22 protein-coding genes are annotated in these 24,517 nt (G+C 35.9%); 17 read left to right on the top strand and 5 right to left on the bottom strand.

The window, feature by feature from the left end:
• From GQ594_RS05420 to frr, 12 genes are all read left to right on the top strand, one after another.
• Nucleotides 1-917, top strand: a 917-nt coding sequence (locus GQ594_RS05420) for a DUF2345 domain-containing protein (protein WP_160416512.1), incomplete at its 5' end; no start/stop codon positions are given.
• Nucleotides 918-919: 2 nt separating this feature from the next.
• Complete coding sequence (locus GQ594_RS05425) at nt 920-1,849, top strand: hypothetical protein (RefSeq protein ID WP_160411810.1); 930 nt, start codon at nt 920-922, stop codon at nt 1,847-1,849.
• Nucleotides 1,850-1,878: 29 nt separating this feature from the next.
• Nucleotides 1,879-5,892: a toxin VasX gene (locus GQ594_RS05430; protein WP_160411809.1), complete on the top strand. Its 4,014-nt coding sequence runs from the start codon at nt 1,879-1,881 to the stop codon at nt 5,890-5,892.
• A gap of 16 nt (nt 5,893-5,908) precedes the next feature.
• A complete protein-coding gene (locus tag GQ594_RS05435; RefSeq protein ID WP_160411808.1) occupies nt 5,909-6,748 on the top strand; it encodes a DUF6708 domain-containing protein in 840 nt (279 codons plus the stop codon).
• A gap of 66 nt (nt 6,749-6,814) precedes the next feature.
• A complete protein-coding gene (locus GQ594_RS05440; protein WP_160411807.1) occupies nt 6,815-7,069 on the top strand; it encodes a hypothetical protein in 255 nt (84 codons plus the stop codon).
• Between the two features lie 16 nt (nt 7,070-7,085).
• Nucleotides 7,086-7,916, top strand: coding sequence for a DUF6708 domain-containing protein (locus GQ594_RS05445; RefSeq protein ID WP_160411806.1), 831 nt, complete (start codon nt 7,086-7,088; stop codon nt 7,914-7,916).
• A 26-nt stretch (nt 7,917-7,942) separates the two neighbouring features.
• Complete coding sequence (locus GQ594_RS05450; protein ID WP_160411805.1) at nt 7,943-8,764, top strand: DUF6708 domain-containing protein; 822 nt, start codon at nt 7,943-7,945, stop codon at nt 8,762-8,764.
• Between the two features lie 26 nt (nt 8,765-8,790).
• Nucleotides 8,791-9,588, top strand: coding sequence for a DUF6708 domain-containing protein (locus GQ594_RS05455; RefSeq protein ID WP_160411804.1), 798 nt, complete (start codon nt 8,791-8,793; stop codon nt 9,586-9,588).
• Between the two features lie 587 nt (nt 9,589-10,175).
• Complete coding sequence (rpsB, locus tag GQ594_RS05460; RefSeq protein WP_160411803.1) at nt 10,176-10,916, top strand: 30S ribosomal protein S2; 741 nt, start codon at nt 10,176-10,178, stop codon at nt 10,914-10,916.
• 93 nt (nt 10,917-11,009) lie between these two features.
• Nucleotides 11,010-11,867, top strand: coding sequence for a translation elongation factor Ts (gene tsf, locus GQ594_RS05465; protein WP_160401370.1), 858 nt, complete (start codon nt 11,010-11,012; stop codon nt 11,865-11,867).
• Between the two features lie 115 nt (nt 11,868-11,982).
• Nucleotides 11,983-12,717: a UMP kinase gene (gene pyrH / locus GQ594_RS05470; RefSeq protein WP_160401369.1), complete on the top strand. Its 735-nt coding sequence runs from the start codon at nt 11,983-11,985 to the stop codon at nt 12,715-12,717.
• 29 nt (nt 12,718-12,746) lie between these two features.
• Nucleotides 12,747-13,304 carry a ribosome recycling factor gene (gene frr, locus GQ594_RS05475; RefSeq protein ID WP_160401368.1) on the top strand — a complete coding sequence of 186 codons (558 nt, stop codon included), beginning with the start codon at nt 12,747-12,749 and terminating at the stop codon, nt 13,302-13,304.
• Nucleotides 13,305-13,404: 100 nt separating this feature from the next.
• Here the strand turns inward: frr and GQ594_RS05480 are convergent, their stop codons facing one another.
• Together GQ594_RS05480 and GQ594_RS05485 are read right to left on the bottom strand one after the other, a co-directional pair.
• Nucleotides 13,405-14,352, bottom strand: coding sequence for a hypothetical protein (locus GQ594_RS05480; RefSeq protein WP_160411802.1), 948 nt, complete (start codon nt 14,350-14,352; stop codon nt 13,405-13,407).
• Nucleotides 14,353-14,412: 60 nt separating this feature from the next.
• Nucleotides 14,413-15,483 carry a hypothetical protein gene (locus GQ594_RS05485; RefSeq protein ID WP_160411801.1) on the bottom strand — a complete coding sequence of 357 codons (1,071 nt, stop codon included), beginning with the start codon at nt 15,481-15,483 and terminating at the stop codon, nt 14,413-14,415.
• Nucleotides 15,484-15,916: 433 nt separating this feature from the next.
• On the opposite strand from GQ594_RS05485, the gene GQ594_RS05490 reads away from it, so the two are divergent.
• Nucleotides 15,917-17,122 (top strand): MFS transporter, encoded by a 1,206-nt coding sequence (locus GQ594_RS05490; protein ID WP_160411800.1) that lies wholly within the window; start codon nt 15,917-15,919, stop codon nt 17,120-17,122.
• A 31-nt stretch (nt 17,123-17,153) separates the two neighbouring features.
• On the opposite strand, the gene GQ594_RS05495 is transcribed toward GQ594_RS05490, so the two are convergent.
• Nucleotides 17,154-18,032 (bottom strand): LysR family transcriptional regulator, encoded by an 879-nt coding sequence (locus GQ594_RS05495; protein ID WP_160411799.1) that lies wholly within the window; start codon nt 18,030-18,032, stop codon nt 17,154-17,156.
• 406 nt (nt 18,033-18,438) lie between these two features.
• Between GQ594_RS05495 and deoC the strand changes: the two genes are divergently transcribed.
• From deoC to ispC, 3 genes are all read left to right on the top strand, one after another.
• A complete protein-coding gene (gene deoC, locus GQ594_RS05500) occupies nt 18,439-19,110 on the top strand; it encodes a deoxyribose-phosphate aldolase (RefSeq protein WP_091119611.1) in 672 nt (223 codons plus the stop codon).
• A gap of 61 nt (nt 19,111-19,171) precedes the next feature.
• A complete protein-coding gene (gene deoR, locus GQ594_RS05505; RefSeq protein ID WP_160411798.1) occupies nt 19,172-19,933 on the top strand; it encodes a DNA-binding transcriptional repressor DeoR in 762 nt (253 codons plus the stop codon).
• Nucleotide 19,934: 1 nt separating this feature from the next.
• Nucleotides 19,935-21,113, top strand: a complete 1,179-nt coding sequence (ispC, locus tag GQ594_RS05510; RefSeq protein WP_160411797.1) for a 1-deoxy-D-xylulose-5-phosphate reductoisomerase — start codon at nt 19,935-19,937, stop codon at nt 21,111-21,113.
• 8 nt (nt 21,114-21,121) lie between these two features.
• Here the strand turns inward: ispC and GQ594_RS05515 are convergent, their stop codons facing one another.
• Together GQ594_RS05515 and GQ594_RS05520 are read right to left on the bottom strand one after the other, a co-directional pair.
• Nucleotides 21,122-21,676: a sugar O-acetyltransferase gene (locus tag GQ594_RS05515; protein ID WP_160411796.1), complete on the bottom strand. Its 555-nt coding sequence runs from the start codon at nt 21,674-21,676 to the stop codon at nt 21,122-21,124.
• A 4-nt stretch (nt 21,677-21,680) separates the two neighbouring features.
• Nucleotides 21,681-22,640 carry an aminoimidazole riboside kinase gene (locus GQ594_RS05520; RefSeq protein WP_160411795.1) on the bottom strand — a complete coding sequence of 320 codons (960 nt, stop codon included), beginning with the start codon at nt 22,638-22,640 and terminating at the stop codon, nt 21,681-21,683.
• 269 nt (nt 22,641-22,909) lie between these two features.
• Between GQ594_RS05520 and GQ594_RS05525 the strand changes: the two genes are divergently transcribed.
• Complete coding sequence (locus GQ594_RS05525; RefSeq protein WP_160411794.1) at nt 22,910-24,379, top strand: glycoside hydrolase family 32 protein; 1,470 nt, start codon at nt 22,910-22,912, stop codon at nt 24,377-24,379.
• Nucleotides 24,380-24,517 lie beyond the last annotated feature (138 nt).

Here is a 24,517-nt window from a genome sequence, read left to right on the forward strand (position 1 = left end):
GTGCGCATCCTGACCTTGTGACTGCTATCAACAAACACCGCAATGTGATTCGCACACCGGCCAACAACAAACTGCGCATGGATGACAAACGGGGGCAAGAGCACATTAAATTGGCGACCGAATACGGCAAAAGCCAACTTAATTTAGGTCACTTAGTTAACCAAAACAAAGACGAGCGCGGTGAGGGATTTGAGCTACGCACTGATGATTGGGGAGCGATTGCCGCCAATAGAGGCTTATACATCACCACCCAAACTGAGCCTAAAGCGCAAGGTAAACAGCTTGATATGCAAGCGGCCATCACCCAACTTGAAAATGCCTTATCGATTGCCAAAGCGCTCCAAAATGCCGCTACCCAGTCTGAAGCACACCGCGCCGATACTGACAGCCAAGAGCAGCTTAAAGCCAACTTAACGCAGCTAACCCAAAGTGGCCTACTGGCCTATGCCCAAGAAGGGATGGCCTTAACCAGTCCTGAAAACATCCAACTGTCTACCGCTAACAGCCTCAGCTTAACCAGTGAACACCAAACTGACATTAATGCCTTAAAAAACGTCACGCTCTCATCGGGCGAGGCGCTGGGGTTATTTGCCCAAAAATCGGGGATGAAACTGTTTGCCAACCAAGGCGATATCGAAGTGCAAGCCCAAAATGCCAATCTTAATATGGCAGCCAAACAAGATATCAAAGTGGATAGTGTGGATGCTAAAACTCAGATAGCAGCGGCAAAAGAGATAACACTTATCTGTGGTGGCTCTTATATCAAAATCAGCAGCGAAGGTATCGAACTGGGTACACAGGATAATATCTATCTTAAGTGTAATGTATTGCAGAAAATGGGGCCAGCAAATAAAACCAGAACCATTCAATTAAAATCAAGCGAACTGACTATTAAACGTTGTGCAGAAAAGGCTTAATAATGATTACTGAATTAAATAACAAAAATAACTTTAACAAATATCGCTATTTACTAGTAGATAATTTAGTGGCACTTAATTCAATAAGCCCATTATCTTACGATTCATTATTGAATTTGTTTGGTGAAGATAAACAATTTGGTGAAAAGAAACTCACTCAAGTATTACGCACCGATTTAGATTATGATCCAAGCATATGCCCAACACTGGTTAAACTTGCAGAACCAAATGAATTTTTAGACAGTCCGATCCTTGATGAAGTTGGTAAGCAAGCTAAAATCGAATGTTTTTGGTCAAAGCGCTATATTTGTGCTTATATTGTTAGTCACCTTAAACCGTCGATATTAGCAAAACACCTGATAACTATTGGTAATAATATCGCTAAAATATTGCATCAGCCTTATTATCCTTTTTTTGAACCGTTTCGTATGCAATTTTTACATGAAATTGCAACAAACGAAGACAACGCATGGTTAAAATCGCAATTTACTCAAATTGAAAACTATTATTATCCGTCAATTTATGCTGGCCAATTTATCCGCTTTATCGTCGATAATGAAGTCGAAACGCAAGACAGTTGGAGTATTCGTTACTGTCAGCGTTTAAAAAACTTCAGAATGATTCGAGCGCTTGTTAATGTATGGGCAAATAATCGAATGCAATTTGATGAGCAAAAAAGTTTACCACTCAATAATCAAGTTATTTTGCAATCAACTCAACTGGTTGAGCAAGCTTATCAATTAGGTTTAACTGAGGCTACCGATATCTTATTTTGGGGATTAAATGGCTTAAGATACCAAACTGCTTTTACTAAACATCCTAAAGTACTTGAGCAAATAGCTAAAGCACAAGAAGAACCGAGTACATTATCAAAACACGTTATTGACGCCAATATTAACCTTGAAAGCCAATCACTTTCTATTAACGAATAACAAATAAGACAAGCATTAAAGAGTGCAACATGAAAAAAACAGCAAATATTGCAATAGAAAATAAAGATGAAGCAGCGGGTTTTTGCCTTGCCTGTGAACGATCAGGATTACCAGTCTTTTTATTGCGTCAAGCCGTGATAAAAACAAAATTCAATAAAATTGAAAATGTTCCCAGCACTTATCAAGAACTGGCGGATTATACTAAAACCTTAGATTTAAAAAACCGTATGCCTGATGAAGCATTAGAATATTATGACTATGTGCTTCGTACCTTGCGTAACGGCTATGTTTATGTGATGCAACAACAAGGGGATGATATCAATAGCCGAATACTTCATGTGTATGAATGCATAGACCGCACACTACGTTTAAAAAGCTTCCATGAACTGACCAATACCCAGCCAAGACCAATATCAAAAGCATGTAAAGGTGCTTGTCACACTATTCCGGCATCGTTTATTCATCTTCGATTAGATTGTACTTATGCATGGGTGGCTTATTCTTCACAACCTTGGCCCCAAAAAACCATTGACAATTACCTAAAAGAAAAGGATAGCAATGTGTTATCGCGTTTTACCAAAATTGATATACCAAAACTCAAAGACTCACCGTCTAAAGCAACGGGTCAACGAGCCGTACCGTTTACGGATATTTTTGGTTATAGTCATAAAAATGATGATAGTGATAAAAGCAAAGTGTTAGAATTTCGTTTTGGTGACCAAGGTTTGAGTCATTTTAAATCGGCACATCCTTTTACTAGCTTAAAAAAACAAAAACAAAAGTTTGCAAATTACGCTAGTTCCATATTTCGGGGGGATAGACCAATATCCTGTGGTGTTGTGCTAGAAGACACCTTAGGTATCGCCGAAGAGCTTAATTCGCAACGGGTATCGTACCTGCATATGTTTAACGAAATACCGTTAAACGCAGAAGAAGTGAAGTTAGCAGAAGAATTAATTGATGGTTTTGACGATCTAGACAAAGCAACGAAAATCTATGAACAACGAGCAAAAAACATGCTCCAAACGATCAACCCAGTATTGAAAAAACAATTTAATTATTATCAACCAGTGATGTTTAAAAAGCGGATAATTTTACAGCTAATGGAGGAGTATCGAGCGTCGATTGTCACTTCGTTTGATCGTGAAATCGCTCGCGTAAAAGAAGACATAAAAAAAGTAAAAAATTCGGGCAATGACACCATTGGCTATAATGGTATTCCAACATCTGCGAGAATGCACAATAAACTCGGCAAATTGAGCGAAAGTAAAACCAAAGCACTGAATGATTTTGATAGCTGTGTAGATCAAGGTAAAGCTGATACCTTTAAAGGGGAATTAGAAACAGCCTATAACGAAGTAGTTGATTATCATAAAGAGTGGTCGCAGGACTACTTTACCTATTTGCGTTGGTTATTTGGTAAACAAGGCATTGTCTCGCAATTTAGCAAAACCAACCCCAAAAGCGTTAACACCAATCATTTTTGGCAACGTGAATTTGATTTTAGCACCGAAACGACGCGATTAGCGCACGCATCAGAAGTGGGATCTATTTTAGTCGATACCACCCATTCCGAAATTAAACTCGATCAAGACAGTGCTCTATGGGACGAGCTACTTAGTAACCCTGAAAGTATCTATTACATCACCGAATATAACAACTCTAAAGGAATAGATCGCGACGAAAAGGTCTATGTAGACTTAAAAACTAACGAATTGATAACACCAAAGGATTGGTTATCAAAAATAACAGAGTTTATTGGTACCGTTTCTACAGCAATTGCAGAAAAAAAAGGGGATAAAGATCTAAACGATAAAAAAAGTGTATTAGAAAAAAACAAAGCTGAACTAGAAGATAAAATTGAACAAAATAAACAAAAAATTGACGAACTTGAACAACAAAAAAAACAAATTCCAGTGAGTGATCCGGTAGCGCAAGAAAAACTCAGACGTGAAAAAAAGGCTTATGAAATTAAGAATGGGGAATTAAATAAAAGCCTTGAAGCAGTCAATAAAGAATTATCAAACCTTGCTAATTCAACACAACAAACTCATGCATCAACCCAATATAGTGAAAATCTACTTAACCGCACGGCACTCAAAAAACAGGCAACACTGGCTAAAGACACCTCACTTAAACCGATAAAATCGCACTGGATGCGGCTTAATACGTTTGATGAACTTGCCAAACTAGGGGCGCTACCAGTTGAAATAAACGTGCAAATTAGACCAGAAAATATCGTAAAAATTCAAAATTTATTAACCCAAATGCATCGCGGTTTTTACAATCGTGGCATTTATCACCCGCACGAGCTTACCTTTTTAGAAAGTTTTGATATTGATGAAAAGCCCATTAAAACAGGCTCGGGAAAAATGCAAAAAGCGAAATTTACCCTGTGCTTTCCTGATAAAACCAGTAAAACCTTGTTTGTGGATTTTATCAACAGCACTAATGGCACATTAACCCCATACAGCTTAAAACAGTTTATGGAGCAAAAATATAAAGACTATTTTAAATTAATTCATAAACAAAAATCACTACTTGAAAATATAGAAAAGGTGAATCAAGGCAAAGCATCAATCACTGATAAATTAAGCAAAACCAGTAAAAAAGCCCTAGAGCGCGCAAAAGCTAAAATAAATGAAAAAATATCAAAAGCAGGCGGCGCAATAGACACAGCGAAACATGAATTAGAACGTATCTATAATGAAATAGACTTACAAACCGCCAATCAAAACATAAAAACAGGAAAAATAACCTTTGGTATCAATCTTGCGGTGAGCGGTATATTAGGCACCCTGACCCTAATAAACATTAGCGATATGCTTAAAGAATGGGATGAAGTGAAAGAAGGTAACGGGGAAATCGAACTAAAAGGGCAAATGCTTAAAGATCTGGTGTCACTGGTACTAACTGGCATCGATTTAAGTAGCCAATACAAAAATATCAAACTCAATATGCAAATGGCTGAAGCGATTAAAACAGGTAAAGATGTAACAAAAATAGAGGCTAAGCTTAGGTTCAATTCCATAATTTCTAAAACCGTTGCCGGAGCAACAGCGGCAATCACGGTATTAGATGCGATTGGCGAGTTAAAAAGTTCGTTTGATATGGTGAATATGGAAAATAAAAAATATTTTGGGTATAGGTTTGTAGGCTCTATTTTCTTAGGATTTGGTGCAATTGTTTTATTATTAGGTTCACCATTAACAGCTATTATTGGCATTGTTTTAGTGGTTGTTGGTTCAATCGCAATTTTATTTAGTAAAAAGTACGATAAATATACTGCTATACAGCACTGGTTAAACCGTTGTTGCTTTGGTAAGCAAGAAGAATTGGCCTATTTAGGCTATCAAGCCTATCACGAAGATGAATATAAAACTCACGCGGGTTTTGGCTTAGCGCTCAACGACTATGCAATTATGGTCTATAATATTCAAACCTTTATTCGTTTAAAACCGCTATATCATGCACCACCAACAACAAGAGTATCTCTTCCCGATGACCCAAGTCCATTTCAACGGCATATCTATTTTTATTTGGATATTCCTGATTTTGCCAAATACAATCAAAACGAAAACGCAATAGCGCTAATTCGCTTATTTATTAATGATTACTCGTATCTAAAAAGCGAGCCAGACCCACTGCCCGAAAAATATATCGATCTAAAATACCGTATCACCTCGCAACAAATAGCGTTATTAGCAATCAGCAAAAACTATGGTGACTTAAATCTTATTTGGACGGATAAAAAAGCCTATTTTGATAAGTATGATCGTAATATCGACGTACTGACTAAGCGCCCAATACCCGAATATAGCAAAATTGACGAACCAGCTGAATTTACTTTAACCACATCGGCTAATCATCTTACTGATAAAACAACAACCAATAGCGACAAGCCAGTTCAAAATGGGCTCATTATCAATAAATGGATCGCTGGCACCACAAGTGCGGTTAATATTGTAAAATATCAAATTATTATTCAATACAATAACCGTGAAGACGTGCCATTAATCGTGACTAAAAACAATAAAATTTAAATTAAGGAGCAGAACAATGCCATCACAATATCAACCCCAAATTTTTGGTTGGATAAGCGATTTAGAAAAAGGCGGTAACTATTTAACGGGTGCGGATCAGCGTCTTCTCTATGCCAATGATAACTACTGTGCTTTTATTCGTAAAACAAACTCTGATCAGATTTTTTATTCATTTATTTTTGTTATATCTATGTGTCTAGGAAGTATAGGTGCTATTGCTGGTATTGATTTATGCATTCTTATTTTTTCAGAATTAAAAGACAAAGAGGATGAGTTTATGCTAATTATTATAGCAATAGGTTCAATATTTTGCATTTTTGCAATGTACTCAATAGTTGTTCCAGGTTTATACCAAAACCTGTTTACACGTCGAGGTAGCCCCATTATTTTTAACCGTAAAACGGGTAAAGTGTATATCAATGAAAGCTATTTTTTTAATTTTAAAGTGTTACGTAATCCGCTAACCTTTTTGCATCCGAATAAAAAACGCATAAAAGAATATGACTGGGCCCATTTACAAGGAGTGGTGGTGCATAACTTTTCACGATATTCACTCAACACCACCATATTAATGGTGTGTAAGCCCCATACCCATAAAACAATTGACCATATATTGTTAGATCCATTACGTGCAGGTATAGGCAGTTATTTGGTTTGGGGTTGGGTCAATAACTTTATGTGTGCTAACAAATTAGCGGGTCTAAACGACGGCAAATACAAATGGGAACAAGAAACCCTCTTTAAAGAAAAAATTATTAAAGGCCAAGGCTGGCCCGAATGGATGGTTGAAGCGTTTAATGCCACATCACAAGCAGAGTTAGCCGAAATTAAACAACGGCATCATGTAAAACAATAAGGTTCAATGGCTCAGGGGTGGTAGGATAAAAAATTCTACTTTGATAAGTATGATCGCAACCGCAATATGATGACAGGGCTGCCTGAGCCTGATTATAACAAAATTGACGAACCAGCTGAATTTACTTTAACCACATCGGCTAATCATCTTACTGATAAAACAACAACCAATAGCGACGAGCCAGTTCAAAATGGGCTCATTATCAATAAATGGATCGCTGGCACCATAAGTGCGGTTAATATTGTAAAATATCAAATTATTATTCAATACAATAACCGTGAAGACGTGCCATTAATCGTGACTAAAAACAATAAAATTTAAATTAAGGAGCAGAAAAATGCCATCACAATATCAACCCCAAATTTTTGGTTGGATAAGCGATTTAGAAAAAGGCGGTAACTATTTAACGGGTGCGGATCAGCGTCTTCTCTATGCCAATGATAACTACTGTGCTTTTATTCGTAAAAAAAACTCTGATCAGATTTTTTATTCATTTAGTTGGTTTATATCAATATTTGGTCTTTCTTTTTATATAGGTATTTATTTTTATTTCGTTTTTACTATGACTCCTGCAGTTAATAATGATGAAAAAATTATGGATATTGTATTATTATTGATGAACATCACCTGTTTTTTTGCTTTATATCTTCTGATTCCTGAATTATATCAAAACCTTTTTACACGCCGAGGAAGCCCCATTATTTTTAATCGCAAAACGGGTAAAGTGTATATCAATGAAAGCTATTTTTTTAATTTTAAAGTGTTACGCAATCCGCTAACTTTTTTGTACCCGAATAAAAAACGCATAAAAGAATATGACTGGGCTCATTTACAAGGGGTGGTGGTGCATAATTTTTCACGCTCTTCACTCAACACCACCATATTAATGGTGTGTAAACCTCATACCCATAAAACAATCGACCATATATTGTTAGATCCATTACGTGCAGGCATAGGCAGTTATTTGGTTTGGGGTTGGGTCAATAACTTTATGTGTGCTAACAAATTAGCGGGTCTAAACGACGGCAAATACAAATGGGAACAAGAAACCCAATTTAAAGAAAAAATTATTAAAGGCCAAGGCTGGCCCGAATGGATGGTTGAAGCGTTTAATGCCACATCACAAGCAGAGTTAGCCGAAATTAAACAACGGCATCATGTAAAATAATAAAATTTAAGATAAGGAATAAAACAATGCCATCAAAATACCGCCCACAAATCTTTGGTTGGTTTGGGGATTTAGATAAAGGCCCTTATAGTGTGCCCCTGCATGATCATCGCTTAAGCTATGCCAATAATAACTATTGTGCCTTTATTCGTAAGGTTTCTTCAGATCAAATTTTTTATTTATGTATTTACATTATTGCTGTTATTCTTTTATTCATTGCAGTAGTTCTATTATCTATATTAACTTATTTATGTAACCCAATTTTAGAAACTAACATATTTTTAGTTGCCTTAAGTGGTGTTATTTTATGCTTTATTGCTATGTATCTTGTTATTCCAGAAATCTATCAGAATTTATTTTCCCATCGTGGTAGCCCCATTATATTTAACCGTAAAACGGGTAAAGTCTATGTTAACGAAAGTGACTTTTTTAACTTTAAAGTATTACGGCACCCTGCGGTATTTTTACAACCGAAAAAACGCCGAATAAAGGAGTATGATTGGGGTGACTTGCATGGTGTTATTATTCATAATATGTCACGTAATGCCCTAACCTCGACCGTGCTAATGGTGTGCCAACCTGGCACGCATCAAGTGATTGATCATATTATGTTAGATCCTGCCCGAGCTGGTGCAGGGAGTACATTTGTTTGGGGGTGGATCAATAGTTTTATGGTGTATTATAAATCAGCCAATATCGATGACGGTGAATATAAATCAGATCAAGAAGTGGAATTTAAAGCCCATAGGATTGACGGTCAAGGCTGGCCAGAATGGATGGTTGAAGCGTTTAATGCCACATCGCAAGAAGAGCTTGCGGAAATTAAACAACGGCATCATGTAAAATAATAAAATTTAAGATAGGGAATAAAACAATGCCATCAAAATACCGCCCACAAATCTTTGGTTGGTTTGGTGATCTAGATAAAGACCCTTATAGTGTGCCCCTGCATGACGATCGCTTAAGCTATGCCAATAATAACTACTGTGCCTTTATTCGTCAGAATCTCAATGATCAGATTTTTTATGCTTGCCTTTATTTTGTTGCTATTATTTTGGGAAGTATATTAATAGTCGGATCTTGTACATTTATTATGGATTATGATCATCCTGATAGCGGTAGCATGCTTTGTTTTATAGGAGTTGGTGGCTTTATTACCTGTTGTGCCGCTTTATATCTATCCATTCCTGAATTTTACCAGAATGCTTTCTCCCGTCTTGGCAGCCCCATTATATTTAACCGTAAAACGGGTAAAGTCTATGTTAACGAAAGTGACTTTTTTAACTTTAAGGTATTACGGCACCCTGCGGTATTTTTACAACCGAAAAAACGCCGTATAAAAGAGTATGATTGGGATGATTTGCATGGTGTTGTTATTCATAATATGTCGCGTAATGCCTTAACCTCGACCGTGTTAATGGTGTGCCAACCGGGAACGCATCAAGTGATTGATCATATTATGTTAGATCCTATTCGAGCCGGCGCAGGGAGCACATTTGTTTGGGGGTGGATCAATAGTTTTATGGTGTATTATAAATCAGATCAAGAAGTGGAATTTAAAGCCCATAGGATTGACGGTCAAGGCTGGCCAGAATGGATGGTTGAAGCGTTTAATGCCGCATCGCAAGAAGAGCTAACAGAAATTAAACAACGGCATAATATAACGCAATAGCTGAAAAATAGTTGTAGTTTGGCAAGGATGGGCAAAGCCATGAGGAGCGGTATGGTAATCCAATTTTACTAGTAGTACAGCAAAAAAGTGGAAAATTCTCTATGATAAAAGTAAAAGAGGATAAAGCATCAAATCTATTTAAAAAAAGATGAAGCCAGTATTCCAATTAAGGAGCTTTACCGTAAAGCAGTTAAGAAGATATTTTAATTTCTATAAAAAACAAATAATCAATCAGAAATTCAATAAAAACATTTATTTTATTGAAGTTGTTATTTTAATTAATTACCATACTCACTACCAATAAACAGCCTAATCACGAACGAATAAAAAACGAACCACACAAAATCACCAACAGCAAAGATAAAAAGCTAGCAATTTTATACAATTTATGGTATAAAACGCGCGCTACATTTCGCATTATTTTTTTACAAAAATAACTGTGAATAACAGCATTACTTTTAATGATTAATTAACGTTATAACACACACATATTATTACACTTTTCCGGGGTGCCTTTTGCTTAATGCAATTAGGTCGGATAAAGCGGATATGTGGAGGCATAACCCCAACGTCAAAATGAGGAAATCATGACTACTACAGTATCAATGCGCGATATGTTACAAGCGGGTGTACACTTTGGACACCAAACTCGTTATTGGAACCCAAAAATGAAACCATTTATTTTTGGTGCACGTAACAAAGTTCACATCATCAATCTTGAAAAAACAGTACCAATGTTCAATGAAGCATTAGCTGAATTAAACAAGGTTGCCGCTCGTAAAGGTAAAATTTTATTTGTTGGTACAAAGCGTGCAGCTAGCGAAGCGATCAAACAAGCGGCTGAAAGCTGTGGACAATACTACGTTAATCACCGTTGGTTAGGTGGTATGTTGACTAACTGGAAAACAGTACGTCAATCAATCAAACGTCTAAAAGATTTAGAAACACAAGCTAGTGATGGTACATTTGACAAATTAACCAAAAAAGAAGCATTAATGCGTGCTCGTGAAATGGCTAAATTAGAAAATAGCTTGGGTGGAATTAAAAATATGGGTGGCTTACCCGATATGATTTTTGTTATTGGTGCAGACCATGAACATATCGCTATCAAAGAAGCTAACAATTTAGGTATTCCAGTCATTGCTGTTGTTGATACTAACTCAGATCCAGATGGTATTGATTACATCGTTCCAGGTAATGATGACGCAATCCGCGCAATTCAATTATATGTAAATGCGGTTGCTGATGCAGTTCGTGCGGGTCGTGAGCAAAACCAATCTCCAGTCTCTGAAGCAAGCTTTGTTGAAGAAGCTCCAGCAGCTGAATAATAAACTCAAATATTTTCAGGGTCGATCTGTAAAATAATCAAATCGACCCATTCTAATGAAAATCATCACAATGGTTAAATAGAGGATTAAAAAATGGCTGAAGTTACCGCTTCTATGGTAAAAGAACTGCGCGAAAGAACTGGCGCAGGCATGATGGAATGTAAAAAAGCATTAGTTGAAGCTAATGGCGACATTGAACTTGCAATTGACAACATGCGTAAATCAGGTCAAGCAAAAGCGGCTAAAAAAGCAGGCCGTGTTGCTGCTGAAGGTGTGATTATTTCTAAAATCGCTGCTGACAAAAAATTCGGTGTTATTTTAGAAGTTAACTGTGAAACAGACTTCGTTGCAAAAGATGCAGGCTTCCTAGCATTTAGTGACAAAGTAGCACAAGCAGCATTAGCTGATCGTATTACTGATGTTGCAACCCTACAAGCAAAATTTGAAGAAGAGCGCACAGCATTAGTCGCTAAAATCGGTGAAAACATCGGTATTCGTCGTGTTGCTGAAATTGCAGGTGACGTAGTAGGTAGTTACCAACACGGTGCTCGTATTGGTGTATTAGTTGCTGCAAACGGTGCTGATGATGAGTTAGTTAAACACATCGCAATGCACATTGCTGCAAGCAAACCAGAATACGTTGATCCAAGTGATGTTCCTGCTGATGTGGTTGAACATGAACGTAACATCCAAATCGACATTGCAATGCAATCTGGTAAACCACGCGAAATCGCTGAAAAAATGGTTGAAGGTCGTATGCGTAAGTTCACTGGCGAAGTTTCTTTAACTGGTCAACCATTTGTAATGGAACCATCAAAAACTGTTGGTGACTTATTAAAAGAAAAGAACGCAGCAGTTGCTTCATTCATCCGTTTTGAAGTGGGTGAAGGTATTGAAAAAGTCGAAGTTGACTTTGCAGCAGAAGTTGCAGCGATATCAAAACAATCTTAATTGTTTAAAAAAACCGCCGTTAAGGCGGTTTTGTTTATCTACAAAATATCTTAAAATAATTATTTGTTAGTATTTACTGGCTAAATAATCAAGTAACGAAATAGCGAGATTTTATATGGCAACCCCTTTTTATAAACGTATTCTTCTAAAACTCAGTGGTGAAGCGCTACAAGGCGACGAAGGCTTTGGTATTGATGCAACGGTTCTTGATCGCATGGCGCAAGAAATCAAAGAATTAATTGAAATGAACGTTCAAGTTGCAGTTGTGATTGGGGGGGGTAACCTATTTCGTGGTGCAGGTCTTGCAAAAGCAGGAATGAATCGTGTTGTTGGTGATCACATGGGAATGTTAGCAACTGTCATGAACGGTCTTGCAATGCGTGATGCATTACACCGAATTGAAGTAAACGCTCGCCTAATGTCAGCCATTCCATTAAATGGCGTATGCGATGATTACCGTTGGACTGAAGCAATTAGCTTACTTCGTCATGGTAAAGTGGTGATCCTTTCTGCAGGTACAGGTAATCCATTTTTTACAACCGACTCGGCAGCGTGTTTGCGTGGCATTGAAATTGAAGCCGATGTTGTTTTAAAGGCTACCAAAGTTGATGGCGTCTATTCTGCAGATCCTGTAAAAGATCCTAATGCGACACTTTACAAAACACTCAATTATGACAAAGTACTCGAAGACGAATTAAAAGTCATGGATTTAGCTGCTTTTACGCTAGCGCGTGACCACAATTTACCTATTTGTGTTTTCAATATGAATAAACCAGGCGCATTGCGTCGTGTCATTTTAGGTGAACCAGAAGGAACATTAATTAATAACAAGGCAACCGTAACCTGCTAATTATTTTTATTTTAAATAAGGTTTTTATTATGTTAAACGAGATTCAAAAAGAAGCGCAAACGCGCATGGAAAAAAGTATCGATGCGTTTCAAACTCACATTTCTAAAGTAAGAACAGGGCGCGCATCGCCAAGCTTATTAGATGGCATTATGGTCGAATATTATGGCAGTCCAACGCCACTACGCCAACTAGCTAACATTGTTGCTGAAGACGCAAGAACGCTAGCAATTACTGTATTTGACAAATCACTTACGCCACTAATTGAAAAAGCAATCTTAACATCAGATTTAGGACTTAACCCTGCGTCAGCAGGTACCGTTATTCGTGTTCCCCTTCCGCCATTAACTGAAGAACGCCGTCGCGATTTAACTAAAATTGTCCGTAACGAAGCAGAACAAGGCCGAGTATCAATCCGTAATATTCGCCGTGATGCTAACGACCAAATCAAAGCGTTACTAAAAGATAAAGAAATATCTGAAGATGATGAGCGTAAAGCACAAGATTTAATCCAAAAAGCGACCGATGCCGCAATTAAAAAATTAGATGCAGTGCTTGCTGACAAAGAAAAGGAACTAATGGAATTCTAATTCCTAACTGTTTTCTTTCTAACAAAACAAACGCTCTGCTTAGTAAAACAGAGCGTTTTATTTATTGACAGTAAATATATTGACTATTTTACAGCCATAATTACAACTCAAGCTCGTCCTTATCAAGTTCATTTTCGTTATTGCAATAATTTTCTTCTTTTTGTGTACATTGACGAGAAAACTCATCATTTGATTTATCATCAGATTTTTTATACTGACATAGCGAATTAATTAAAGTGAAGTGATTTTTATTGACATCATATTGGTGTGTTTCTGTCACAATAACAGCACCATTATCTTTGATAGAACAAAATTTTCGCCTAATAGCTTGTTTTTTATTTTCATCAAAGGTTATATAACGGCCTTCTAAATTTAGATAAACAAACTTTCCTTTTTTCTTATTGAAAGCGTAATAACGATCAATAATTGGGATGTCCACGACATCATCGGTTGTTTGTGAGATATAAAATTCATTATTATCACCATCAAAGTTATAATCATCGGTATTAATGCTTTGATCATCTTCTTTAGATCCAAACAAATAATCATTATATAGATGATAACCTTGTTTTATTGTATCGATTGACATAAATGCATAACCATCAAAATCATCAATTGTTTGCAATAAACTACCATCTTTTTTTCGATAAACATTAATACCAACCATTTTAGTCGCACAGCCTTTTATAGATAAAAGGACTTTAAAAAAATAGTCTTTGGTGGTTCTGTGTTGTAAAAATTCAACATTTTTAGACTTTTTTTCAGACTTATCAGGAATACATCCAAATTTAAATTCACTTTCTAACTTTGTTTTATCTAATGGAATCTTATCTGATTCAACATTATTTTCATCTTTATCTTCGTATTCAAAAGACGTTTTACCTAATAATTTAGGGGTATTAGTTATATTATTTATATATACAACTCTATCATAATCATAATGATATTCTTCTTTATATTTTCCATTAGTTTTAATTTGAATACCGTAAAAATAGTCGGCAACTACAAAATTAGGTAAAAAGAATATTAAAATTAAAAAATATTTCATTGTTTTTGTTCATCCTTACTAATCATTTTAGCCATTTTTTAGTGATAATTTTTATTGTTTTTACCAGTCTCTAAACGAATTCCATGGTATCCAGTTGATTATTTCACCATTCTTTTTGCTTTGATAGCTGACTTTAAACCACAAAAGTTCCTTATTTTCATCTTCAATTTCTCCCATTTTATTTTCGTCCCTCTCTATATCAAGAATTTTGACAAAATCGTTTCGTTTTAAATAGTTATCCGTTGGATACTGAAAATCAGGTTGTTCATAAAGTTGGACTTTTGCTAGTTGAATATAAGAATGAATATCTCGTTTTTTTGTTGATTTATCCAACAGTACTGAAAGTTTTTTCATATCATAAAAGGTGAAATGACCACTAGAATCAAGAATATCTAAACCAATCATATATGGGAACTGGTAACTATTTGAGCTCACCATTCTTTGAAACACTTCAACATTGTTGAAATGGTATTGCTTATCTTTATTGGCCATTATTACCGTATATTTATCTAAATCATAATCTTCGATGGATTGGTAACGTTGATAAAAATTAATATCCCCCACTTTGGCAACAAGCACATCAAAATCTCTATACGCTAGACTTTCATCAGTATGGGGAAAATAAGCATAAGAATTTATTGATTCAGGCGAAAAATAGATAAAAAATTTATATAAATCATCAACTCTATTTAATGTTTGTCTATTTATACAATATGAATATTGTGTCTTCATCAAATTTATTAACCGTCTTCTGACATATACACAATCAGCAGTTAAATGACTATCTAGGATAGTTATTGGAATATAAGCTTCAGTATTATGAGTCCTTGTGCCAGTGTAAAAAAAAGTGGGTTTATTCATCCAATTGACAAATTTAATATCAAGTTCCTCAAACAATCCAATTAAATTTTTAAATTGGTAATCCATATCATCCGATTTAACTTCTAATATAGTAGGTTTTAAAAATTCACCATTTTCATCATCACAGCGATAAGTAGTAAAATGATAAGCTTTAGAGTGGATATTAAAAGAATAATTTTTAATCTCTGTCTTATTTAAGCAAGGTGTCTCCGCATAGCAGATATTACAAATTGTTATGCATATTATTAATATAATACTTTTTTTAAACATTCTTTTTACCAAACAGTGTTTTTATTTTGAATAATAAAGGTTTTATTATGTTAAACAAGCTTCAAAAAGAAGCTGAACTTAGTATAACGAATATGGCTAGCCAAAAAATGTATCCAAGATATAGAACAATTTATACCTTTATTAAACGATTCCGTGTCAAAATTGTAACTATTCTTCAATCACCAAGAACTAATTATACCTATCTATACCTATCAAAATAAGTTAGAAATAAAATATGTAAAAGCACAATTCATGCCTTTAAAGCATATCTACCTATAAAATATAAGTATTTTACATGGGTTGATGAAGTGCTTATACTCTTAACGAACTTATCTATATAAGTAAGATCATATCAGGTTTAGAAGCGCTTGCTAGCCGAAACACCAACGTTAAATTCACAATTGAACAAGTTGAATAAAAGGGACTTGATATAATGAAAACACCATTATCCAGTCACACTAAATTAGAAAAAAACTCACACTGGTCTGCTGTTTTTTCACTATTTATGGGCGTAACGAGTCTTATTTCGGCTGAATTCATTCCAATTAGTTTATTAACACCTATTGCACAAACGCTAAATATTACCGAAGGAATGGCGGGGCAAACGGTTACCGCAGTGGGGATTTTTGCTGTTCTTGCTAGCTTAATGCTAGCGCCACTAACCCAAAATATAAATAGACGATTGGTGTTATTAACACTGTCTATTTTATTGGTGATAGCTAATATATTAGTCGCATTTACCCCTAATTACACAATTTTATTAATGGGGCGCAGTATATTGGGAATATGTGTTGGTGGATTTTGGTCTATGGCCTCAGCGGTAACGTTACAACTTGTATCGGAAAAAAATCTGCCTCGAGCATTGAGTACTATCTATGCGGGGGTTTCAGTTGCAACGATTATATCACTACCGCTAGCAAGTTATTTAGGAAACCTTATTGGTTGGCGAACTATCTTTTTACTATCCGCATTGCTAGGGAGTATCGCTTTTATTTGGCAATTTATTGCATTACCCTCTTTACCCGCACAGCAAGGTAACAGTTTTAAAAATATGTTTTTACTCTTAAAGCAACGCTGGATAACGCTTGGAATAGTTGCCACCATATTAAGTTATGGGGGATATCATATTTTATTCACTTATTTAAGACCGTTTTTAGAACACAATCTTGCTTTAGCAACCAATACCCTATCTACACTTTTACTACTATTTGGCATTGCTAACTGTATTGGTACTATTATTGCTGGTTTTGTTATGGGCAAACAATTTAAAACAACTATGATACTGGTTCATTTTATTTTATTGATTCTTGCTGTTATCTTCATGTTCAGCCATACCAATAAAACTATGAGTATATTGCTTATTATTGCTTGGGGATTAATGTTTGGTTTTATCCCTGTGGGATGGTCAACTTGGATTGTCCGCACGCTTGCCGATAAAGCTGAAATGATGGGGGGATTATCGGTTGCTGCCATTCAGTTTTCTATCGGATTAGCGGCTGCAATTGGCGGGTTTATCTTTGATAATAAGGGAATGCAAGGAATCTTTTTTAGTTCTGCGCTAATCTTTTTATTTGCCTTGATATTAATAAAGCTCAGCTTTTGGTTATTTAACCGTATAACAGGGCAATCTCTTACATAAGTAGCGTTTTGTATCACGTTGCAAATAAATATCAAAAATGTTCTTTTAATTGTTTTAAAAACAGCTCAGCAGCTTTAGAAAATACATGATGCTTTTTCCAAACAATATTTACATCTACCTGTAATTTTGGATATAAAGGTCTAAAACAAAGTGGCGTGTTGCCTGCGGTATTAATTAATTTATCTAAACACAAAGCATAGCCAATATTTTGTTCAACCATTAGTGCCGCATTAAAAATTAAGTTATATGTTGCAGTAATATTTAATTTTTCGTAATTAAGTTTAAACCATTTTTCAATGCTATCACTAACATATTTTTGTTGAGATACAATTAGCGGTAATGCCTGCAAATCAGACGGAGAAATCACCTTAAGGTTTGCTAACGCACAGTCTTTTCTCATTAATACGCCCCAAGTATCTTGTTGAGGAAGACATAATGATTCATACTTTGTTAGATGACTAGGCTCGATTAACACACCAAAGTCCAATAACCCCTTATCAATACGCTCACTTACATCATTTGCATTACCACTATAAATATGGATTCGAATTTGCGGATAGCTATCTTGCATTAATTTAATAACATTCACCACCAACTTCATTGCATCGGTTTCTGCACATCCAATATAAATATCACCACAAACACTTTCGCTTAAGGATTGAAACTCGCTTTCTGTTTTATGAACAAGTTCAAGTATCTCCTCAGCACGTTTACGCAATCTTATACCTTCATCTGTTAAAGTAATTCGCCTACTGCCTCGAATAAATAGGGGCGTGCCAAGTGACTGCTCAAGCTCCATAAGTTGACGGGATAAGGTAGGTTGAGTCAAATGCAAATTATTTGCAGCAGCGGTAATACTTTCTTCTTTAGCAAGAGCAAGAAAATAACGTAAAATTTTTATCTCTAACATTTACCTTTTCCACCATTTTTTATTTAACAAAATTTTATAATTAAATGATTTTGTTAAAAATAGAATATTGCTTCTGTTTTATTATTAACATAGTCTTTTAAAAAATCATAAGGTTTTTATCATAACTTACCTTTGTTTAATAAATAACACTTTATTAACGACAGGTTTGCCTAAAAATTATCGAAAACTGATAAAAAATCAGTCAGGAAAGATATTGATTTTATTGAAGTTTTTTTGCAGTTTTTTTCCAAAAAAACAAAAACCTTTTATTTTTATCTGTACTCTTTTTTACAATTACTCATAATGTTACTATAATAACATTATCACCTTATATCTGTTATTTAAATAACATTTTACACCTAACAAATTCATTAAATTAGACAGCAAAACTAAAAAATTTAAGGACATCACTATGAATTATGCAAAGTATATCGATCATACTTTACTTGCGATGAACGCAACAAAAGACCAAATCACTAAACTCTGTGAAGAAGCCAAACAATATCACTTTTATTCAGTTTGTGTAAATTCAGGCTATGTTCCTTTAGTGGCTAGTTTGCTAAAAGGTAGCGATGTAAAAGTGTGTTCAGTGGTTGGCTTTCCGTTAGGTGCAATGCTAACTAGTGCTAAAGCCTTTGAAACCGAAATGGCCGTTAAAGCCGGTGCGCAAGAAATCGATATGGTTATTAATGTAGGTTGGTTAAAAAGCAACGATTGGGATGCGGTTAAACAAGATATTGAGGCGGTATTTAATGCGTGTGGTGCTGTGCCATTAAAAGTGATTTTAGAAACTTGTTTATTAACTAAAGACGAAATTGTTAAAGTCTGTGAAATCTGTAAGCAAATCGGTGTTGCTTTTGTTAAAACCTCGACTGGGTTTAGTGTATCTGGCGCAACGGTTGAGGATGTTAAGTTGATGCGTGATACTGTTGGTAATGCGATGGGCGTTAAGGCATCGGGCGGTATTCGTGATCGTCAAACGGCTGAAAAAATGGTTCAAGCGGGGGCGTCACGTTTAGGGGCTAGTGCGGGTATTGCGATTGTTTCTGGTGATGCCACTTCGACCAGTGATTATTAATTAATCATATCAATTAATAAGCTACTTATGTAACTTATTACTGTTGATTTATGGGATTAGCATGGAAACACAATCACAAAAAAGAGTGAATGATCTTATTCAACTTTTAAAAAAAACAGATAAGATTCATTTAAAAGATGCCGCCAAGCTGTTGGCGGTTTCAGAAATGACCATTCGGCGAGATTTGAGTAATGTAGACGGTTCCCTAAGTGTTTTGGGTGGCTATGTTGTTAGTGATGCTCGTCATCAAATCACCCCGTACTTTTTGTCAGACCAACAAGATAAACAGGTTTATGAAAAGCAACATATTGCCAATATAGCCAGTCAATGCGTTGTAGAAAACGATACCGTGTTTTTTGATTGTGGTACCACCATTCCTTTTATTATTGATGCTATTGATGATGATGTGGCGTTTACTGCGATCTGTTATTCGTTAAACGCATTTTTAGCATTACAAAATAAACCCAATTGTAAGACAATTTTATGTGGTGGGCATTATCAGGCGAATAATGCGATTTTTACCGCTATTAGTCAGCCAAGTGAATTAAATTCGATTTGCCCGAATAAAGCATTTATTTCGGCTGCGGGGATTGATATTAAGCAAGGCGTAACGTGTTATCATTTTGATGAGCTTGATATGAAGCGTGCCGCGATACAACGTTCAGGTCAAACTATGTTAATTGCGGATCACACTAAGTTTGATCAAGTGAGGCCAGCTTTTATTGGTGGGTTAACTTTGTTTAATCAAATTATTACAGATAAAGCGCCGAGTAATGAGTTTATTACTTTTTTTAATAACCATAAGATAACGTTAATTTATTAATATGAAAAACATTACAATTTTAGGTTCGACAGGCTCAATTGGTTGCAGTACGCTAACGGTTATTCGTCAAAACCCTCAGCTTTTTAAGGCTTATGCTTTAGTTGGTGGAAGCAATGTAACGAAAATGACTGAGCAATGCCAAGAATTTAAGCCTAAATATGTTGCCATGGCAACCGCACAAGCCGCGGCAGAGTTAAAAGCAAATCTTGCTAATTTAAAATTGGATATTGATGTATTAAGTGGTGAACACGCCATTTGTGACTTAGCGCAGTTGCCTGAAGTCGATCAAGTGATGGCGGCTATTGTGGGTGCGGCAGGATTAAAACCAACGCTTGCTGCGATTAAAAAAGGTAAGCGTATTTTGCTGGCCAATAAAGAATCGCTAGTAACCTGTGGGCATTTGTTTATGCAAGCGCTTAAAGAGTATGGCGCTGAGTTGTTACCAGTGGACAGCGAGCATAACGCTATTTTTCAGAGTTTGCCAACGGCGGTACAGCATGATTTAGGTTTTGCTAGTCTTGCTGATCATGGCATTACTAAAATTGTGTTAACAGGATCTGGTGGACCATTTCGTGATTGGGATTTAGCTAAACTAGCGCACGTTACTCCCGAGCAAGCAGTGGCTCACCCTAATTGGTCAATGGGTAAAAAAATATCTGTCGATTCGGCAACGATGATGAATAAAGGGCTTGAGTATATTGAGGCTCGTTGGTTATTTAATGCTAGTACTGATGAAATGGAAATTATTATTCATCCGCAATCAATCATCCATTCCATGGTGCGTTATCAAGATGGTAGTGTGGTGGCCGAACTTGGTGTGCCTGATATGTGTACGCCAATTGCCTATGCGATGTCTTACCCCGATCGTGTGCCATCAAGCGTGCCCCCTTTGGATTTTACGCAAATTTCGTCGTTAACATTTAAACAACCAGACTTTGACCGTTATCCATGTTTAAAATTGGCAATCGATGCCTTTAATCAAGGGCAAGCCGCCACCACGGCGCTTAATGCCGCCAATGAAGTTGCGGTTGAGGCTTTTTTGCAAAGTAAAATTGGTTTTATGGATATTGCAAATCAAGTTGCGGCAACCTTAGATAAACTCAATTTACCTGAACCTCAGACCATCGAGGATGTGTTAGTAATTGATAAATGGGCTCGAGAACAGTGTAGTAAGCTATAACTTAAGTGTTATAGCTGTGTTTTATAAACGCGGCAAGGTGTGCCCATCGCAATGACATTGTTTGGTATATCACGATCAACTATACTGCCAGCTGCAATAACTGTGTTATCGCCAATGGTCACATTAGGTAATACAATCACATTGCCGCCGATCCAAACGTTATTGCCGATTGTAATTGGCTTTGCAAATTCAAGTCCGTTATTACGAGTTTGGCAATCTAATGGGTGTCCTGAGGTATAAAATCCACAATTGGGTGCAACCAGTACATTATCGCCAAAAGTAATTTTAGCCGCATCTAACATAATGCAATTGAAATTAGCAAAAAAATTTTCGCCAATTTCAATATTGTAGCCATAATCACATTGAAAACCAGGCATGATCGTAAACTGTTGTCCAGTTTTGCCTAATAGGATTTGGAATAACTGTTGTCGTTGCTGTTTGGCTAATGGCGATAATTGGTTTATTTGAAAACAAAGATCTTGCGCATAAAGCCTTTCGTTAGCCAGTAAATCGATCTCTGGGTTATAGAGAAAACCTGCTAGCATTTTCTCTTTTTCGCTCATGTTACTACGCCATTTGTTTTGCTGTTAATGCAGGGTTATCACTAATAAACGATTGTAAAAAAGCGCTATCAGGAAGTGCAGTTAACGCCCCTTTTTGAGTTGTTGCTAACGCGCCGCAAGCACTGGCAATAGTCATCATGCTTTCTAACATAAGTTTATCGTCTGGCATACCGGACGTTGCAATACTACTTAATAATCCTGCAACGAAAGCATCGCCGGCACCGGTTGTATCAATGCTGTTAACCTGATATGAATCGAACGAAAATGTTTTACCATGCCATAAAACTACACTGCCATCTTTACCTTTTGTAACTAATTTGAGTTTTGCATCATAATGTTGTTGTAACTTATTTAAAGCGGCACACCAATCGTTAGATTCGGTTAGCCAAAATAGCTCTTCATCAGAAAGTTTTAGTATGTCGGCATCATGACAAAATTGCGTAATAATTGTGCGCATTTCGTTTTTATCATGCCACATTTGTTCACGTAAATTGACATCAAAGCTGATTAAACCCTTTTTACCATTCAACCTTTCAATCGCTGTTTTTAATGTTTGTCGGCAAGTGTGACCAACTAGCGCTAGCGAGCAAAAATGTAAAATATCTTGGTTAAATTTAGGAATCGCTTGTTGAGATAAAAATTGATCGGCCGATGGCGAAACTAAAAAAGTAAAGCTACGTTCCCCGTTATTACCTAAATCAACCACTACAGTGCTGGTTTTGTGGTGTTCATCTTTTTCAAGACTTTGGCAATCAACGTGATGTTGGCAAAATGTTTTTTCCATAAAATGACCAAAAGGATCGTTGCCTACTCGCCCAATAAATCCCGACTGAAGACCTAATTTTGCAACACCAATGGCAACATTAGCCGGTGCGCCACCAGCACATGCTTTATAATTCATATCGCCAAGGGGTAATAAATCAACGACCGCATCGCCAAGAGACCAAACTTTAGTATTATTCATTTTACGACCTAATTTGTGTTAATTATGTTTAAATTCAGTGAATATATCGATATTTTATGTAAATTAGTTAGGTTTTATTATTTAATATATTGTTATTAAAGATTAATCATAGACTAAATCATTTATCAAAAAAATCATGGTTAATATTAAAAATGTGTGATATTAATCACATATTTCTCTTGTTATTTTAACATTAGTTAACGTTAACAGATAAGTTGGAGTACTATGTAATTATATCAATCTAATATTGGGTGAATAAAGGGGATTTTATGTCTAATGCTATTGATAAAGCTAATCAAGCTGTTGAAAATTTAGAAAAAGAGATGAATAAAGAATACTATCCACATTTTCATTTAGCACCACAAGCGGGATGGATGAATGATCCTAATGGGTTAATCTATTTTAAAGGGCAATATCATGCTTTTTATCAACATCATCCCTATAATGAAAATTGGGGACCTATGCATTGGGGGCATATGGTAAGTGATGATTTGGTAACATGGCGTCGATTACCAATAGCCATTGCACCTGATCAAGAATTTGATAAAAGTGGTTGCTTTTCAGGTTCTGCTGTTGATAACCATGGTGAACTGTGCCTGCTTTATACTGGTCATATTTGGTTAAATGGTGAAGGAAACGATGCTCAAATCAGCCAAACTCAATGCCTTGCAATTAGTAGAGATAGTATTCATTTTGAAAAACAGGGCACAGTGCTTGTTCCTAAAGATGGAATTATGCATTTTCGTGATCCTAAAGTTTGGCAGCAAGACGGTAAATGGTGGATGGTCGTTGGTCAACGAACTCCTGATGATGTGGGTGAGGTCTTACTTTATTGTTCTAATGATTTAAAACATTGGGAATTTGATCAGATTGTTGTCAGTAATATTGATCCTAACGTTTATATGCTTGAATGCCCAGACTTTTTTCCACTTGGTGATAAATGGGTTTTGATGTTTTCACCGCAAGGAATGAAAGCAAAAGGGTATCAATATCGTAATCGTTTTCAGTCAGGTTATATTGTTGGTGATTGGCAACCAGGAAAACCTTTTTCGGTTATTAAACCGTTCCAAGAAATGGATTTTGGACATGATTTTTATGCACCACAATCCTTTCTTGCCGCTGATGGGCGTCGTATTGTTTTTGCTTGGATGGATATGTGGGAATCAGCCATGCCAAGCAAAAAAGATAAATGGGCAGGCATGTTTACTCTTCCACGTGAACTTATTTTAGATCAAAATAATAAAGTCCGAAATCGTCCAATTAAAGAGCTTGAAGCATTACGAGAAAAGCCACAATCGCTAAGTAATATCATCCTAAACAATCAACTTAAAAATACGCATATTCAATCCATTAGCTGTGAACTTAAGATTGAATTTGATTTAACCCAAAGCGATGCCGAGCGGTTTGGATTGCAACTTGCCGCTACTGAAGATGGTAATCAAGCTACATTACTGTTTGTTGATCTGCAATCAAATCGTATTGTGCTTGATAGGAGCTTATCTGGTCTTGAATTACAAGGTTATCGCAGTGTACCGTTACCCGAAACAGATAAATTAACCTTGCACGTTTTTATTGATTCCTCATCAGTCGAAGTATTTGTTAATGAGGATTTATACAGTTTTTCAAGCCGTATTTACCCTAAATTACCGGCAAAGCGTCAAATTAATTTATTTGCTGAAAATGGGCAAGCTAAAGTGACTAAATTAGATAGTTGGCAATTAAAGTCTATTTATGCGTAATATTTATTCACTGCCTAATGGCAGTGAATACTGGTTAATAGCTTGTTTGGTTAAGATGTTTTAGTTAGTGGTGACGTTTATATAAAAAATAATGTAAATTTAACCATTATCTAAATGATACAAAAATTTCGAATTAAT

This window comes from Gilliamella sp. Pra-s52, assembly GCF_009795805.1.
Lineage (GTDB): Bacteria > Pseudomonadota > Gammaproteobacteria > Enterobacterales > Orbaceae > Gilliamella.

What these genes read in the sequence shown, in the direction of transcription:
- GQ594_RS05480 (WP_160411802.1), bottom strand. Translation starts at nt 14,352, where the DNA reads ATGAAATATTTTTTAATTTTAATATTCTTTTTACCTAATTTTGTAGTT.
- pyrH (WP_160401369.1), top strand. Translation starts at nt 11,983, where the DNA reads ATGGCAACCCCTTTTTATAAACGTATTCTTCTAAAACTCAGTGGTGAA.
- tsf (WP_160401370.1), top strand. Translation starts at nt 11,010, where the DNA reads ATGGCTGAAGTTACCGCTTCTATGGTAAAAGAACTGCGCGAAAGAACT.
- GQ594_RS05490 (WP_160411800.1), top strand. Translation starts at nt 15,917, where the DNA reads ATGAAAACACCATTATCCAGTCACACTAAATTAGAAAAAAACTCACAC.
- GQ594_RS05425 (WP_160411810.1), top strand. Translation starts at nt 920, where the DNA reads ATGATTACTGAATTAAATAACAAAAATAACTTTAACAAATATCGCTAT.
- GQ594_RS05525 (WP_160411794.1), top strand. Translation starts at nt 22,910, where the DNA reads ATGTCTAATGCTATTGATAAAGCTAATCAAGCTGTTGAAAATTTAGAA.
- GQ594_RS05435 (WP_160411808.1), top strand. Translation starts at nt 5,909, where the DNA reads ATGCCATCACAATATCAACCCCAAATTTTTGGTTGGATAAGCGATTTA.
- GQ594_RS05485 (WP_160411801.1), bottom strand. Translation starts at nt 15,483, where the DNA reads ATGTTTAAAAAAAGTATTATATTAATAATATGCATAACAATTTGTAAT.
- GQ594_RS05520 (WP_160411795.1), bottom strand. Translation starts at nt 22,640, where the DNA reads ATGAATAATACTAAAGTTTGGTCTCTTGGCGATGCGGTCGTTGATTTA.
- GQ594_RS05455 (WP_160411804.1), top strand. Translation starts at nt 8,791, where the DNA reads ATGCCATCAAAATACCGCCCACAAATCTTTGGTTGGTTTGGTGATCTA.
- GQ594_RS05445 (WP_160411806.1), top strand. Translation starts at nt 7,086, where the DNA reads ATGCCATCACAATATCAACCCCAAATTTTTGGTTGGATAAGCGATTTA.
- GQ594_RS05515 (WP_160411796.1), bottom strand. Translation starts at nt 21,676, where the DNA reads ATGAGCGAAAAAGAGAAAATGCTAGCAGGTTTTCTCTATAACCCAGAG.
- GQ594_RS05495 (WP_160411799.1), bottom strand. Translation starts at nt 18,032, where the DNA reads ATGTTAGAGATAAAAATTTTACGTTATTTTCTTGCTCTTGCTAAAGAA.
- ispC (WP_160411797.1), top strand. Translation starts at nt 19,935, where the DNA reads ATGAAAAACATTACAATTTTAGGTTCGACAGGCTCAATTGGTTGCAGT.
- deoR (WP_160411798.1), top strand. Translation starts at nt 19,172, where the DNA reads ATGGAAACACAATCACAAAAAAGAGTGAATGATCTTATTCAACTTTTA.
- GQ594_RS05450 (WP_160411805.1), top strand. Translation starts at nt 7,943, where the DNA reads ATGCCATCAAAATACCGCCCACAAATCTTTGGTTGGTTTGGGGATTTA.
- rpsB (WP_160411803.1), top strand. Translation starts at nt 10,176, where the DNA reads ATGACTACTACAGTATCAATGCGCGATATGTTACAAGCGGGTGTACAC.
- frr (WP_160401368.1), top strand. Translation starts at nt 12,747, where the DNA reads ATGTTAAACGAGATTCAAAAAGAAGCGCAAACGCGCATGGAAAAAAGT.
- GQ594_RS05440 (WP_160411807.1), top strand. Translation starts at nt 6,815, where the DNA reads ATGATGACAGGGCTGCCTGAGCCTGATTATAACAAAATTGACGAACCA.
- GQ594_RS05430 (WP_160411809.1), top strand. Translation starts at nt 1,879, where the DNA reads ATGAAAAAAACAGCAAATATTGCAATAGAAAATAAAGATGAAGCAGCG.